The organism is Xanthomarina arctica, from assembly GCF_014638915.1.
In the GTDB taxonomy this organism is placed as follows: Bacteria; Bacteroidota; Bacteroidia; order Flavobacteriales; family Flavobacteriaceae; genus Xanthomarina; species Xanthomarina arctica.
This window is the reverse complement of sequence record NZ_BMFQ01000001.1, coordinates 1,209,724-1,224,846: the sequence shown is the minus strand read 5'-3', so window position 1 is coordinate 1,224,846 and position 15,123 is coordinate 1,209,724. Positions and strand designations below refer to the sequence as shown.

Below are 15,123 nucleotides of genomic sequence, written 5' to 3'. Positions count from 1 at the left end.
TAACGCCCTAAAATATAAAAAACACGCTAATTATAGCGTGTTTTTTATATCTTTTAATGCAATATTTAAGTGCATCCGTATTTTTATTGAATACCGTGCATTTTTCTTTTAAGCATCGGATTTAACAGCATCATTATCACTGCCGCCACAATTGGAATGATGGTAAACATTAAAAAGAAAGTGGATAATCCGTATTCCTCCGAAATAGAGTCGATATAACTCCCTGTGAAACCTCCTAAAAGATTCGCAAAGAAATTAGCGGTAAACCAAATTCCAAACATTAAACTTACAAATTTAATAGGAGCCAACTTACTAACATAAGATAGACCTACTGGAGATACACAAAGTTCTCCTAAAGTATGTAAAAAATAGGCACCAACTAAGAACATTAAACTTACAGATGCCGTTTGGGCTCCATCTGGAATGGTAGATGCTCCATAAGCTAAGACTCCAAAGCCTAATCCTACTAACAACAAACCAATGGCAAATTTAATAGGTCCTGAAGGATTCAATTTACTTTCCCATATTTTAGAGAAAACAGGAGCAAATAATATAATAAATAAGGAGTTTAAAACTGAGAACCAAGATGCTGGAACTTCTGTTGTATCTGATTGAAATTCTCTATTTAACATCCAAATTACGATTCCCCAAATAATAACAAAACTCAAGCCTAATAAGATATTAGCTAAAGAATATGAGCTATAAGTCTGTTTAAATAACATGGCCAATACCCAAGTAATAACTAACATAGGCACTACTGTTATAATTGTGTTTACAATTTTAAACGTCATTGCTGCACTACCAACTAAGGCTCTATCTGTATAATCTGCCGCAAAAACCGTCATAGAACCCCCAGCTTGCTCGAAAGCCCACCAAAAGAATACTACAAATAATGAGAATACACCAATAACAAACATTCTATCTCTTACTACTTTAGGGCTTTCGGCAACATCGGCAACAGCTTTAACATTATCTTCTAATGTTTCCATACTATTTTCAAAGTTCTTCTCAAAATCTTCAGTTTGGTTAGGAGATAATCCAATTTTACCAAAGATCTTTTGAGTAAAATAAAATTGCAACATTCCTAAAAACATAAAGATTCCAGCAAGTCCAAAACCAAAATGCCATCCAATGTTTTCACCTATATAACCACACAATAAGATTCCTAAAAAGGCACCTGCGTTGATTCCCATATAAAAAATGGTATATCCACCATCTTTTTCTTTTCCTTGCGATTTATACAATTGCCCAACCATAGAAGAAATGTTTGGCTTAAAAAAACCATTTCCTATAATTAAAAAGGACAATCCTACGTAAAAGAAAATAGAAGTCATTCCTTCTAAAGCCATAGAAGCATGCCCTAAAGTCATAATAAAAGCTCCTAAAATAATCGCTTTTCTATAACCCATAAATTTATCGGCAATAAAACCTCCAATTATTGGCGTTAAATACACTAATCCTGTGTACCAACCATAAAGTACCAAAGCATCTGATCTAGTCCATTCCCAGCCTCCATCTATTAGCGTTGATACTAAAAACAACACAAGCAAAGCCCGCATACCATAGTACGAAAATCGTTCCCACATTTCTGTGAAGAAAAGCACAAACAACCCTGAAGGATGCCCTAATACCGTTTTTTGGTTCTCAATAGAACCTCCAAATTTATATTCCATTTTTTTTATTATTAGTTAGTCAGTTTATTATCCTTTAATCTTTACTTTCTCTACTTTATTATCTTCAGAAACATCTCTTTTATCACCTAATGTATCATCTATAAAATCTGACATTTTAGTATATAAATGCAAACGAGTGTTGCCACCATAAATACCGTGATTTTTATCTGGATAAATCATCCATTCAAATTGTTTGTTGGCCTGAACCAAAGCTTCAACCATACGCATGGTGTTTTGCACATGCACATTATCGTCTCCTGTTCCATGAATCAATAAAAAATCACCTTCTAATCCATCAACATGGTTTATAGGCGAATTATCATCATAACCACTTGCATTCTCTTGTGGTGTAGTCATGTATCGTTCCGTATAAACAGAATCGTAAAAACGCCAGCTAGTAACAGGTGCTACTGCTATAGCCATAGAAAAAACATCATTTCCTTTAAAAAGAGCATTACTACTCATAAAGCCTCCATAGCTCCAACCCCAAATTCCAATTCTAGAGGCATCAATATATGGTAATTTCCCTAATTGTTTGGCCGCATCTATTTGGTCTTCTACCTCATATTTACCCAATTCATTTTGAGTGACTTTTTTAAAATCTGCGCCTTTAAAACCAGTTCCTCTTCCATCCACACAAGCTACAATATAGCCTTTTTGTGCAAGGTATTGGTACCAATAATCATTTGCGCTATTCCAGGTATTAGAAACACTTTGAGAACCTGGCCCTGAATATTGAAACATAAATAACGGATATTCCTTAGAAGCATCAAAATCTGCGGGTTTAACCATCCACATGTTCAAATCGTTGCCATTAATTTGGATTGTACTAAATTCTTTTTTAGACATTTTGTAATCTAAAAGTTTCTTAGAAAGCTTGTCGTTATCTTTTATAACCTTTATTAAGTCTCCTGATTTAGCATCGTTTAAAGTATATTCCGGAGGTGTAGATGCACTTGAAAAGGAATTGATAAAATAAGAAAAATCAGCACTAAAAGAAGCTCTATTATTACCTTCACTATTAGTTAAACGTTCTTTATTTCTTCCATTAAGTTTTATAGAATATACATCTCTGTTGATTGAACCAATTTCTGTAGATTGAAAAAATATTTTATCGTGTTTCTCGTCGTAACCATAATAACTAGTAACTTCCCAATTACCTTTGGTTATCTGATTTATTAGTTCTCCATCTTTAGAATAGTGATAAATGTGATTATAACCATCTTTCTCACTGGTCCAGATAAAACTATTATCTTCTAAAAAGGTTAAGTTATCTGTTACATCCACATAAGCTTTATCTCTTTCTTCCAAAACCAATTGAGAGGTGTTTTTTTCGGCATCAATTAACCATAAATCCAATTCATTTTGATGTCTATTCAAGTAATGAGCACTTAACACATCTGGATTGTTCGTCCATTTTATTCTTGGAATATAAAAATCTTTATACGCTTTCTTTACTTTTACTTCTGAAGCCTTATCGGTTTTTAAATTATATAAATGAAGAGATACAATAGCATTGGCCTCACCAGCTTTAGGATATTTAAAAACGTCTTGTGTAGGATACAATGCCGAACCATAAACATCCATGGAAAATTCTGGTACATTGGTTTCATCAAAACGAATAAAGGCAATTTTATTACTATCTGCATTCCATTCAAAAGCTCTTACAAAACCAAATTCTTCTTCGTAAACCCAGTCTGTAATACCATTGATTATTTTATTTTTTTCACCATCAAAGGTAATTTGGGTAGTTTTTCCAGAACTTAAATCCTTAACAAAAAGATTGTTACTATAGCCATAAGCTATTTTAGTCCCATCTGGCGAAAAGGTTGGTTCTTGTATTTTTTCTTCAGCAACTATAGTTACTTGCTTGGTTTTAGTATCGAAAATATAATATTTCCCTAAGGAAGAGCGTCTAAAAATTTGCTCTACATCTGTAGCAAGAAGAATTTGACTTTCATTATCGCTAAAGGTATAATCGGTGAAATACGTAATCGGTTCAATTTCATTTGAATTAATTAATGTATTTACTTTTTTTAAAGTTTTGTAGTCGTAAACATCTATTGAGGTCGATCCAGCTACTCTATCAAAATTAAGAACAGAATATTGCTGTCCATTTTTCATAGAATGTAAAGCGTCCATGCCTTCGGTTCTAAAGGTTCCAGACCAAATGTCTTCAAGGGATATTTCCTGATTCTGTGCTGATGTTAAGAAAGTTGCAAAAATGCAAAGTATGAGAAGATGTTTAGTAAATTTCATTTAAATGTTTCTTAGGAATAAAATAATGCCAAGTTTACTAAAAAATATGCAAAAAACCGTCAATATTAACAGTTAAATAGCCTTTTAAAACACAACTAATATAAAAATAGTTACAAGAACAGTATCTTTGTGTTTTCAATATAATTTCCATGAACAAATCTATTTCTGGCTTTTCAAAACTTTCCAAATCGCATAAAATCGATTGGATTGTAGCTACTTACTTCAATAATAAGGATGAAGCAAAACATATTATCAAGCAATATTGGAATTCCAACATCAAGCTACAGCAATTACACGACGAGTTTATAGAAAACACCATTACCAATTATTATTTACCATTTGGCGTAGCACCCAATTTTTTAATCAATGGTAAAATGCATGCTATTCCCATGGCCATTGAAGAAAGTTCTGTGGTTGCGGCGGCGAGTAAAGCTGCTAAATTCTGGTTAGAAAGAGGTGGTTTTAAAGCCGAAGTCCTATCTACAACCAAAATCGGACAAGTTCATTTTATGTTTTATGGATCGTTTGATGCTTTAAACAAGTTCTTTAAAACTGTAAAACCAAAACTTATAGCGGCTACAAAAGCCATTACCAAAAACATGGAAAAACGTGGTGGTGGTATTTTAGATATTGAACTTCGTGATAAAACCGAAAGCATAGAAGGCTACTTCCAATTACATGCCACATTTGAAACCTTGGATGCCATGGGAGCCAATTTTATCAATTCGTGTTTGGAGCAATTTGCTATAACCTTTCGGGAAGAGGCAGTTGAATACGCTTCCTTTTCTGAAAAAGAAAAGAGCATTGACATTATTATGAGCATCCTTTCTAATTATGTTCCTAATTGCCTTGTACGAGCAGAAGTGAGCTGTCCCGTAAAAGATCTAACTGAAAATCCGTCAATAAATTCTGAAGAATTTGCTAAAAAATTCATTCAAGCAGTTAAAATTGCCGAAGTGGAACCTTTTAGAGCTGTTACCCACAACAAAGGTATTATGAATGGGATTGATGCCGTAGTTTTAGCTACGGGTAACGACTTTAGAGCTGTAGAAGCAGGTGTTCATGCCTATGCTTCCAGAAATGGGAGTTACAGCAGTCTGACTCATGCAAAATTAGAAAACGACATCTTTACCTTTTGGATTGAAATACCTCTTGCTTTAGGAACTGTTGGTGGCCTAACCAGTTTGCATCCGCTTGTAAAGTTGGCCTTGGAGTTATTACATGAACCTACTGCAAAAGAACTCATGCAAATTGTAGCAGTTGCTGGGTTAGCACAGAATTTTGGTGCCATCCGCTCTTTAACTACCACAGGAATTCAGGAAGGTCATATGAAAATGCATCTCATGAATATATTGAATCAGTTTGAAGCAACTGAAGAAGAAAAAGCCACATTAACAAACTATTTTAAAACACATACAGCAACGCATAGTGCTGTTGTTGAAGCCATCCATAATTTACGAAAAAAATAATTTTCAACATTAAAACTGGTGATTGGGTTTAGTCGAGTTCGGTGGCTGAGCGTAGTCGAAGCCACAAAATAAAAAATAATGCAAAAAGGATTTGTTTATATACTAGAATGTTCTGATGGTTCCTATTATACAGGAAGTACTATTGATATTGAAAAAAGAATAGCTCAACATCAAAATGGACAAGGAGCAAATCACACTAGAAAAAGATTACCCGTAAATCTAATTTACCTTGAAGAGTTTCAACGTATAGATGATGCTTTCTATAGAGAAAAACAAATTCAAGGTTGGAGTAGAAACAAAAAAACAGCTTTGATAGAAGAAAATTTTCAAAAGCTATCTGAATATGCAGAATGCATGAATGATAGTCACTATAAAGAGTGGCTTCGACTACGCTCGGCCTCCAAAAGCAGAACAAAATCTGAGATTGAAACCCATTATAGCAACGGAAAATTACTCATCACAGGAGAATATGTGGTTCTTGATGGGGCTTTGTCTTTGGCCATTCCTACTAAATTTGGACAGTCTCTAGAAGTTACGCCTTGCGACGAACATAAAGTAACTTGGAAGAGTTTCGATTCTGAAAATAAGATTTGGTTTGAAACCGTCTTTGAAATTAATCCAAATGACATTTCTCTACAAATTCCAAATAACAGCGAGAAACAAACCCGCTTATTAAACATTCTTCAAGCAGTCAAAAAACTAAACCCAGAGTTTTTAACTTCTGGTTGTCATGTAGAAACAAAACTCACTTTTCCTCAAGATTGGGGTTTAGGAACTTCTTCAACATTAATAAACAACATAGCCAGTTGGGCAAAAGTAGACGCATACAAATTATTAGAACTAACTTTTGGTGGTTCAGGTTACGATATTGCTTGTGCACAGAACAACCATCCTATTTCCTATCAAATAGGCAACAATAATCAAAACCTTATTACAGAAGTTGACTTTAATCCATCTTTTAAAGAAGCCCTCTATTTTGTCTACCTAAACAAAAAACAAAACAGTCGGGATGGGATTGCGCAATACAAAGCAAGTACAGCAGATAAAACACAAGTGATTAAGGAAATAAGTAAAATTACTTTAAAACTAATCTCTAGTTCCAATTTAAAGGACTTTAACACCCTTTTAAACAGCCACGAACAGCTTATCTCAAGTATCCTCCAACAAGTTTCTGTTAAAGAAAAGCTATTTCCAGATTTTAAGGGTTCTATAAAAAGTCTTGGAGCTTGGGGTGGCGATTTTGTATTGGTAACTTCTGAAGAAAATCCTACACCCTATTTCAGAAATAAAGGATATCATACGATTGTACCTTATTCTGAAATGATTAAATAAAGGCCATAAAAAAAGCTCCACATGTTTGTGAAGCTTTTAATAACTTATATAAGTGTATTCTTATTGAACTGTATTTGCTCTATTATCTTCAATATCTGAAGCATCTTTTAAAGCATTATATAGTTGGGTATTTACATTACTCATTTTAGAAGCACCAACTTGGTTAGCAAACCCTTGGTAGTTATCCAATTCTGTAGCAGGTGTCTTTTTGGTAACTTCAATCATATAAACTCCTTTTTCTCCTTTTATTAATTTAGATGTTGCACCTTCTTTAAGTCCAAAAGCTGTTCCTACAACAATACCTTCTTTTCCAGCACCTGAAATAGTTGGGTTTTTCATGGTGATTGCTAAAGCTGTTTTAACCGTTTCGTTTTGAGAAGTTGCTACTTCTTCAACAGTAGTTGCAGAAATATCATCCATTATTATTTTGGCTTTCTTTTCTTTTCTAATAGCTGGCAAAGCAGTTACAGACGCTTGTTCAGTATTCATTAAACCTTTTGCATTAGAAGCCGTTATTTGTACAATAGCATAACCTCCATTTAAGTTAAAACGTTTAGTAGATCCTACTTCTTTTCCTTCTTCAAAAGCCCAACGAACTAAAGCTCTTTGGTTTCCTAATCCAGGTATGTTTTCATCCAAATTCTTAATCCCATTTACTGGACGTACAGCTAAATCTTTTTCTTTAGCAATAGCATCAAAATCACCATCTTGGATAGCAATTTCGAAGTTAGAAGCATCGTTGAATATTTGATTGATAGTAGCATCAGATGGCTCTATAATTCTAGCAATAGTTGCTACTTTAATAGCACGTTGTTTATTTTTCTGACCTTCAACTTCAATAATATGGTAACCGAAAACCGTTTTCACAACTTCGATATCTCCTTCGTTATTTTCAAAAACAAAATCTCTAAACTCTTCAACCATGGTGTTGTAAGTGAAGTAATCATAACTTCCTCCATTAGCCAAACTTCCTTGATCTGAAGAATATGTTGTTACAAATTCACCAAATTTAGAATTGTCCTTTTTTAAGATAGTCAATAAACTATCTGCCGTTTTCTTAGCTTGAACTTCTGTTTGTACAACTTCTGGTTGTGCACTTGCAGCTCCAACAAAAGGAATTAAAATATGTCTTGCCTTTACTGAATCTGGCATTTGTGTTGCTGCAACTACTTTAGTTAATTTAAAATAGTTAGCGTCTTTATAAGGACCATAAACACTACCTACATTCATATTGAAAATAGTATCTGCAACAGATGTTGGTAATTCTGATTTTAATATAAAACGGTCTTCAAATTTAATATCTGAATAAGAGTTTACAAACACTTTATTATTTGCTACTTGAGCAAAACCTCTAATAGTATCGTTAACCTTTGTATCTTCATTATAGATTACTTGGTCTTTTAATAGACTAGTTAAATCTTCTTTAACAGCGTTTTCATCTGAAACAGTAGCAACTTCTTTAAATTCCACATAACGAATATCTCTAGTAGCATCTACTTCATATTGTTTTTTGTGTTTGTTAATATAAGAAGTAATTTCAGATTTAGAAACTGAAATAGCGCTATCCGAGATAGATGTGTAAGGAATTTGCACGTATTTAATGTCCACTGTTTGGCTTTCTAAAATATGCTCTAGTTTTCCTTCAGCAACTGTACCAGTCATTCCTGCTTTAACTAAGTTAAAATAATCTTGTTGTAATGCACTTACACCAATACTATTTTCATAATCAATCCATTGTTGATAAGCAACAGTAGAGGTTGCTTTTAAATTAGCAATGTATTCGTTTAACTTGTTTTCGTCAAATAAACCAGCTTCATTTTGAAATTCAGGACTGTTTGCTAAATTTGTTCTTAACAAATCTCTCATTTGATCTTGTTCAACAGATAAACCTAATTCTTGAAATTGTGTTTCTAAAACAGCTTGTCTTACTTCCTGTTCCCAAACTCTATTCATTGCTTGTGTATTGGTTCCATTAGGACCAAGTTGTCTTTGAGCAACTTCAACTTTTTGCATAAACGCTTCACGGGTAATATCTTTCCCGTTAATGGTTGCTACAATGTTTGAAGATTTATCGGTAAAGCTTGCTGTTCCATCAAAAAGTCCACTTAAAATAAAAGCGAATAATGCTAAAGCTATTACCAATATTAAAACGAATGAGTTTTTTCTAATTTTATTTAAAACTGCCATTTTGTATTTCTATATTGATTATAAATGTGTATAAATTATCGTGCGCGAAAATACCATTTTCTATTTAATAATAAAATAGAATGCTATATTAATTCTTTAAACCTGAGTTTAATGTGAATTTTATCATGGTAGAAGCCAAAAAAACCTAAATAAAACGCTTTTTAAGGATAGAAATTTAGTCGGTGTCCAATATTTTTAGTTCTACCAAATCGATTTTTGTGCTGGAAACTTCTAGGATAGTAAATTGAAATCTATCAATTTTAACTATTTCGTTTTGCTGTGGTATTTCCTCCGTATAGTCCACAATTAAACCTCCTAGAGTCTCGTAATTCTCGCTATCAGGTAGGTTGATCTTATAGGTTTCATTAAGGTAGTCAACTTCCAGTCTTGCCGAAAACTTATATAAATCGTCTCCTAGTTTTTCTTCAATTAACACGACTGTATCATGTTCATCTTCAATTTCCCCAAAAAGCTCTTCTACAATATCTTCTACAGTTATAATACCAGAAGTTCCACCATATTCGTCTAAAACGATAGAAATACTCTTTCGTTTTTTAATAAGAACACTTAAAATATCTTTAATTAACATAGTTTCGGGAACGAATTCTACAGGAACTAAAATAGATTTCAAGTTTTTAGGCTTTTTAAATAATTCGAAAGAATGAACATATCCCAAAATATCGTCAATGGTATCTTTATATACTAATATTTTAGAATAACCAGTTTCCGTAAAAAGTATGTTGAGATTTTTTGAATTCTCGGTCACATCCACAGCAGTAATTTCTGTTCTGGGAATCATGACTTCTCTAGCTTTTACTTCGGAAAATTCTAAGGCATTCTGAAATATTTGTATTTCGGTATCTATATTATCGCTTTCTTCAGCAGATTCCATTTGCTCGCTAATATAATTACCTAATTCCACCTTGGTAAATGCTAATTGAACTTGATCTCCTTCGGTTTTAAAGAATTTTTTTAATACCAAATCTGAAATCCAAATTACAAAATTAGAGATGTAACCAAACAGAACATAAAAAACATAAGCAGGAACTGCTAAAAGTTTCAGGAATGAATTGGCATAGATTTGAAAAAACACTTTAGGTAAAAATTCCGCAGTAATTAGAATAATCAGTGTGGAGATAATGGTTTGCGTAAGTAAACTAAAATCTACTAAAAGAAAATTTACAACATTAGAACTTGATGGCAAAAAAGAAACAAACCAAGCTACCAATAAATCGCCCATAAAAAACCCATAAATTACCAAGGCAATATTATTACCAATAAGCATGGTTGCGATAAACTTGGAAGGTCTAGCAGTTAATTTAGTAAGAATTTTTGCTAAAACACCCTGTTGCTTTTTTTCAATTTCTATATGAATTTTGTTTGAAGACACGTAAGCAATCTCCATTCCTGAGAAAAATGCAGAAAGAATTAAGGAAGCAATAATAATTATAACATCTGGGTTCATGTTTTAATTATCGCCTTTATTTTCGAATTTCTTATTAAATCTTTTTCTGAAGAAAAACATAAAAACGGCTGCAGCAGCCAATAATAATGAGGTGTAAGCTATGACTCCAGTTTCCATATATTCATCTACGGCATCATAAATAAATATGACAGCAAAGAACAAATAAGCATATTGAAAAAACTTGAATATTTTCATTGGGTATGTATTAAAATAGTTGGGTAAAGATACAGAATTATTCGTCAAGTGTTATAATCCCATCAATTTCTAAAACTTGGGCTTTGGTAAACTTAACATCGGAATCGAAACCTTTACCATTAATAACATCTCTCCCTGTTCTAAAAGTAACAGGCCTGTTGGTAAAGAGCCATTCTCGCTTTTGATCGAAATAAAGTTGTTCGGCAAATAAGGTGTCCTTACTAGTTGAAGACAGCACTACATTACCTTGTAAATCGATGATTCCAGTTTTATCGTACACAATAGCATAATCTGCAATCACGTTGCTTCTCTGGTTTTCCTCATCAAATAAATCTAAGTCAATGCCATCTGGAAATTCGTTAAAAACAAATATTCTGTTGGAATAATCCAACATCTTCGGACTTCTTAAATTTACAGTTACTCGACCAGAATCCGTATATTTTAAATTGAGTCCTTCTGCAATACCAATAGGTGCGTTTTCCGAAACACCAATTTTTTTAACCTCATCGAAGTTATTTTTACATGAAATGAGCGTCATTAAAATGACACTACAAACTAAAAATATTCTATGCGATTTATATATGTCCATTTTAAAAGAATAAATAAATACTATATAAAAAAAACATAGTCACAGCAAAAGCTGTGACTATGTAATTAGTTTTATGTAAAACTGTGTTAATCATTATATACTTGGTACGGTAACACTCGCTCCAATCCAGCAACCAATATTAATTTTTTGGCCTGCATTTCCTGCGCTAAAAATCTCAGCTTTTTGAGGTGCTTTCGATTCATAACTTGCAGCGGCTTGAGCAGCGGCACTTTTTAATGTTGGATCCACACGACCAGCTTTTTGAGCTTCATCTGCAGCTAACCAGAACACAGCACGCTTGTTAAAGTTAGTATCTCCACAATTATTGGCGCTTCTGTTATACATGTCCGCAATTTTTAAATACGGTCTTCCGTTAGAAGGATTGTGCTTTAAAGCATTTCTAAAATAGTTTCTTGCAGAACCATAATCTCCTTTAGCTTTTAATTTGTCTCCAATTTTCTCGTAAAGTTTTGCTTTCTTAAATGAGTCTGTTTGTAAACTAATAGCTTGTTCGTAGAACTTAATAGCTTCTGAAGTTTTACCTTCTTTGTCTTTTAAGATCCCTAAGTAATAAGCAGAGTTAGCTGAAGGACTTAATTTATGATACGCATTTACTAATTTAAAGAATAATGGATCGTCTGTACAATCTTTAGACGACATGTTTCCTGCCGCTCTTTGTAACCAAACAGCATTAGTTTTGTTTGCTTCAAAATCTTTAGTATAAAGTGGCACCAAGTTTTCACAGTTGGCTCTAGTTCCCAATTTACTATTAATACTAGTTGAAATTTGATCGTAAGCTCTTAAATAACTTTCATAAGAATTTTTGTATCTTTCTTCTTTACTAGTTAAAGCAGTTCCAGCTTCTTCTTTTTCAATAAGAACATTTAAACTTTCAGAATAGTTTTCTATTTCTTGATCAACTTTTTCAACAATATCATCGTATTTATTAAATAACTCTGAAGCTGTTTTATCTCCAGAATCATACAAATCAACCATTAATGAAAAATAAGTATAAAGTGATTTCGGATTTGTAAACGTAGCGGCATCTAAATTATAGGCAGCATCAAAACAAGAATATAAATCTGCATTGCTTTTATTTAACACCTCTCTATAATCATACATTAACTGACATGCTTTAGCAGCATATTCACCTTTTGGTGTTTTACTAGCAAAGTATTGCTCTCTTTCACCCCAAAGACCTACCAAATCGTTTATGTATGCAACTTGTTCAGTACCTGTAGAATTCTCAATCTTATAATCTAGAATATTTTCACCATACACATAAATGGCTCTACTGTAATTAGGGTTGCTTTTTCTTAATTCCATAAATGGCTTATAAGCAGCTTCGTAATTTTTAGCTTTTGCATATTCAGACATGATAGACAATGTACTTGAATCATCATCTTGAGCAGACACATAGCTTAATCCTAAAAATAAAAAGGACAACATTAATGTAATTTTGGCTTTCATAACTTTTATTTTATTCTTTAATTATACTTTCTTTTTTCGAACCATCTGTCGTTAAACGATAAGCTCATGAAGACGTTAACAAAATTCTCTTGAATTAAATTACTACTCGTGGTTCCTTTTTTTCCAAACTCAACTCCAAAGTTGGCATTCGAGAAAGAGTTCCCCATTGGTAATCCTACTCCAAAAGATATGCCAAACTCATTTATAGCCTCCTCATTAATATTTAAACCGGTTTCTTCAAACCTAACTCCACCTCTGTAAACTATTCTTTTTAAGTAACTTGAGAACGCCCTGTAATCTGGAATAAAAAATCCTCCAACAGATACAGAAGAAGCATTCGAATAGGTTACGTTCCCTGCCGAATTACTATTTGCATATAATTCGTTTTCAAATTTCTTAGAGTTTAAATAACCATAATCCGCACCTACAAACCAAATTCTAGGCTGGCCAATTCCAACTCCAACAGATAATTTTGTTGGCACAATTAAACTGGTATCCTTAAGCCCTTGTAAATTAGCTTCAATAGAGTTTATTACAGTCTCTTGATCGGTAAAAGGGTTTATACTAACGGTATTATAAGTACGAGAATTTAGGGATCTTAATTTAGCCGTAGGTCTATAAGTAAAACTAGTGGTAAGCTCAAACTCGTCATTAATCATTTTAGAATAAATCAAGCCTAAATTCATACTAACCCCACCTACGTCAGAATTATTATCTTCCCTAGTTTGATATTGAGTTAAATCACCTTCATTATCATAAACATATTCAATGGTGTTATTTTTAATGTTCCCAAAATTATAGCCAAGATCAACACCTACACTAAAACCATCTGATATTAAATATCCTACGGACGCGTAAACATTATAAATACCTCCATCTCCTCTAAACTTACTTGAAAGCTCGTTGCTTGCGTTTAAAGTTTCTAATTTATATCCAACAGACGTGTAAGGAATTAAACCCATTCCCACGCCAAACTTCCCAACAGGAAAAGACATAGCAAAATAATCGAAGGTAGTAGAATTGACTTCATCTGAAGCCGTATCACTTTTAAGTTTTGAATTATTGTGATTACCCCCTACTGTGAATTTTACAGGTCTACTTTCGTAATCGTAACGTTCTAGATTTTTGGACGCATAGGAAGCTGGGTTTCTAAGATTTAGGTGGATACTGTCTGAATAAACACTTAACCCTCCCATACTTCTGTTTTCGGTAGTTCCTTTAAATTTTAAGCTACCCAAACCATAAAAAGAATATGGAGAGGCTGTGCCTTCTTGAGCGTAACTTTGAATTGCAAATAATGCAATAAAAACTAATAACAGTTTTTTAATCATTCGGTTGAATTAAATTGTAAAATATGGTTCAATCCCTTTACAAGGAAATTTGAGTTGGCAAATATGCTATTTTTTAATTGTTTTGACAAGAAATTAGCGTCACCTCCTGTTAAAATAACTGTTAAATCTAGATATTTATCTTTATAACGGCTAATAATGCCATCAATTTCATTTAAAACACCAAAAACCACACCGGAGTGAATAGCGTTATCTGTTGTGTTTCCAATTAAGTGTTCTGGCATCTGTGTAGTTAATAACGGCAAATTGGCCGTTAAATTATTCAAAGATTTGTAACGCATTCTAATTCCGGGTGAAATGGCACCACCCATATAAACATTTTCACTAGAAATAAAGTCGTAAGTAATACATGTTCCTGCATCAATTACAAGCGCATTTACTCCCGGAAATTGTTTTACTGCACCACTAACCAATGCTAATCTATCTCTTCCTAGAGTTTTTGGAGTGGCATATTGATTACTAAAAGGTAATTTAGTTTCTGAATCTAAAACAAGGACTTTTAGGTTATGTTTTAGGTGTTTTAAAGCTTCTTCATTAAGTTTTCCAACCGAAGAAATGATACATTTATCAATTTCTGGATGATTTTTTAAAATAATTTCAAAGTTTTTTTCAAAAGAAAATTCTTCAACGGAAGACTGAAAAACAATCTCATCTCCCTGAAAAACAGCAAATTTCACAAAAGTATTTCCTACGTCAATAATTAAATTCATATCATAAATCAAGTTTGTAAAATTACAAAACGATTTTTTATTTACTTTCATTTGGCGAATAATAAAATAGAATATATATTTGCAACCGCAATTACGCGATTGGTGCCTTAGCTCAGTTGGTAGAGCAATGGACTGAAAATCCATGTGTCCCTGGTTCGATTCCTGGAGGCACCACCAAAAAACCCCATAAACTTCAGTGTTTATGGGGTTTTTGCTTTTTACGGGGACAACATAAGGGACAACATGTTTGTTTCTGCTTAGTAAAAATTCCATCTCATTTTTTTTAGAACCATTTATTGATCTATACAAAAGAGACAACTAACCCCATCCAAACTTTCATTAGCTCTTCAGATTGACTACTATTATTTAGAAAAAATATGTATTCTCCTTGAAATATAACCCAATTTTTTCATTTACAAATAAGC

At 32.9% G+C, this 15,123-nt stretch carries 11 protein-coding genes and 1 tRNA gene; 3 read left to right on the top strand and 9 right to left on the bottom strand.

From position 1 onward, the window contains the following. Positions 1 to 83: 83 nt before the first annotated feature. Together IEV77_RS05290 and IEV77_RS05285 are read right to left on the bottom strand one after the other, a co-directional pair. Positions 84 to 1,673, bottom strand: a complete 1,590-nt coding sequence (locus IEV77_RS05290) for a peptide MFS transporter (protein WP_188462523.1) — start codon at positions 1,671 to 1,673, stop codon at positions 84 to 86. Between the two features lie 27 nt (positions 1,674 to 1,700). Beyond that, a complete protein-coding gene (locus tag IEV77_RS05285) occupies positions 1,701 to 3,932 on the bottom strand; it encodes a S9 family peptidase (protein WP_188462521.1) in 2,232 nt (743 codons plus the stop codon). 149 nt (positions 3,933 to 4,081) lie between these two features. Here IEV77_RS05285 and IEV77_RS05280 point away from each other — a divergent pair, with 149 nt between their 5' ends. After that, positions 4,082 to 5,401, top strand: coding sequence for a hydroxymethylglutaryl-CoA reductase, degradative (locus IEV77_RS05280; RefSeq protein WP_188462519.1), 1,320 nt, complete (start codon positions 4,082 to 4,084; stop codon positions 5,399 to 5,401). A 78-nt stretch (positions 5,402 to 5,479) separates the two neighbouring features. Continuing rightward, a complete protein-coding gene (locus tag IEV77_RS05275) occupies positions 5,480 to 6,733 on the top strand; it encodes a GYDIA family GHMP kinase (RefSeq protein ID WP_188462517.1) in 1,254 nt (417 codons plus the stop codon). Positions 6,734 to 6,793: 60 nt separating this feature from the next. Here IEV77_RS05275 and IEV77_RS05270 read toward each other — a convergent pair whose 3' ends face one another. The 7 genes from IEV77_RS05270 to IEV77_RS05240 form a co-directional block, all read right to left on the bottom strand. Further along, positions 6,794 to 8,920 (bottom strand): peptidylprolyl isomerase, encoded by a 2,127-nt coding sequence (locus IEV77_RS05270; RefSeq protein WP_188462515.1) that lies wholly within the window; start codon positions 8,918 to 8,920, stop codon positions 6,794 to 6,796. A 175-nt stretch (positions 8,921 to 9,095) separates the two neighbouring features. Continuing rightward, positions 9,096 to 10,385 carry a hemolysin family protein gene (locus tag IEV77_RS05265; RefSeq protein ID WP_188462513.1) on the bottom strand — a complete coding sequence of 430 codons (1,290 nt, stop codon included), beginning with the start codon at positions 10,383 to 10,385 and terminating at the stop codon, positions 9,096 to 9,098. Between the two features lie 3 nt (positions 10,386 to 10,388). Then, complete coding sequence (locus tag IEV77_RS05260) at positions 10,389 to 10,580, bottom strand: hypothetical protein (RefSeq protein WP_188462511.1); 192 nt, start codon at positions 10,578 to 10,580, stop codon at positions 10,389 to 10,391. A 37-nt stretch (positions 10,581 to 10,617) separates the two neighbouring features. After that, entirely contained in the window at positions 10,618 to 11,169 is a 552-nt protein-coding gene (lptC, locus tag IEV77_RS05255) for an LPS export ABC transporter periplasmic protein LptC (RefSeq protein ID WP_188462509.1), read from the bottom strand. 93 nt (positions 11,170 to 11,262) lie between these two features. Then, on the bottom strand, positions 11,263 to 12,639 hold the full coding sequence (locus tag IEV77_RS05250; protein WP_188462507.1) for a tetratricopeptide repeat protein: 1,377 nt from the start codon (positions 12,637 to 12,639) through the stop codon (positions 11,263 to 11,265). A gap of 17 nt (positions 12,640 to 12,656) precedes the next feature. Beyond that, positions 12,657 to 13,970, bottom strand: a complete 1,314-nt coding sequence (bamG, locus tag IEV77_RS05245) for a BamG family beta-barrel-assembly machinery protein (protein ID WP_188462506.1) — start codon at positions 13,968 to 13,970, stop codon at positions 12,657 to 12,659. Next, the gene (locus tag IEV77_RS05240; protein WP_188462505.1) at positions 13,967 to 14,698 is read right to left on the bottom strand and encodes a type III pantothenate kinase; all 732 of its coding nucleotides are present in this window, start codon (positions 14,696 to 14,698) and stop codon (positions 13,967 to 13,969) included. Before IEV77_RS05240 ends, bamG begins: the two co-directional genes overlap by 4 nt. Before the next feature lie 101 nt (positions 14,699 to 14,799). Here IEV77_RS05240 and IEV77_RS05235 point away from each other — a divergent pair. Continuing rightward, positions 14,800 to 14,875, top strand: a tRNA-Phe gene (locus IEV77_RS05235). Positions 14,876 to 15,123 lie beyond the last annotated feature (248 nt).

Coding starts and splice junctions, on each gene's coding strand:
- IEV77_RS05290 (WP_188462523.1), bottom strand. CDS start 1,673: ATGGAATATAAATTTGGAGGTTCTATTGAGAACCAAAAAACGGTATTA.
- IEV77_RS05275 (WP_188462517.1), top strand. CDS start 5,480: ATGCAAAAAGGATTTGTTTATATACTAGAATGTTCTGATGGTTCCTAT.
- IEV77_RS05250 (WP_188462507.1), bottom strand. CDS start 12,639: ATGAAAGCCAAAATTACATTAATGTTGTCCTTTTTATTTTTAGGATTA.
- IEV77_RS05270 (WP_188462515.1), bottom strand. CDS start 8,920: ATGGCAGTTTTAAATAAAATTAGAAAAAACTCATTCGTTTTAATATTG.
- IEV77_RS05280 (WP_188462519.1), top strand. CDS start 4,082: ATGAACAAATCTATTTCTGGCTTTTCAAAACTTTCCAAATCGCATAAA.
- bamG (WP_188462506.1), bottom strand. CDS start 13,970: ATGATTAAAAAACTGTTATTAGTTTTTATTGCATTATTTGCAATTCAA.
- IEV77_RS05285 (WP_188462521.1), bottom strand. CDS start 3,932: ATGAAATTTACTAAACATCTTCTCATACTTTGCATTTTTGCAACTTTC.
- IEV77_RS05265 (WP_188462513.1), bottom strand. CDS start 10,385: ATGAACCCAGATGTTATAATTATTATTGCTTCCTTAATTCTTTCTGCA.
- lptC (WP_188462509.1), bottom strand. CDS start 11,169: ATGGACATATATAAATCGCATAGAATATTTTTAGTTTGTAGTGTCATT.
- IEV77_RS05240 (WP_188462505.1), bottom strand. CDS start 14,698: ATGAATTTAATTATTGACGTAGGAAATACTTTTGTGAAATTTGCTGTT.
- IEV77_RS05260 (WP_188462511.1), bottom strand. CDS start 10,580: ATGAAAATATTCAAGTTTTTTCAATATGCTTATTTGTTCTTTGCTGTC.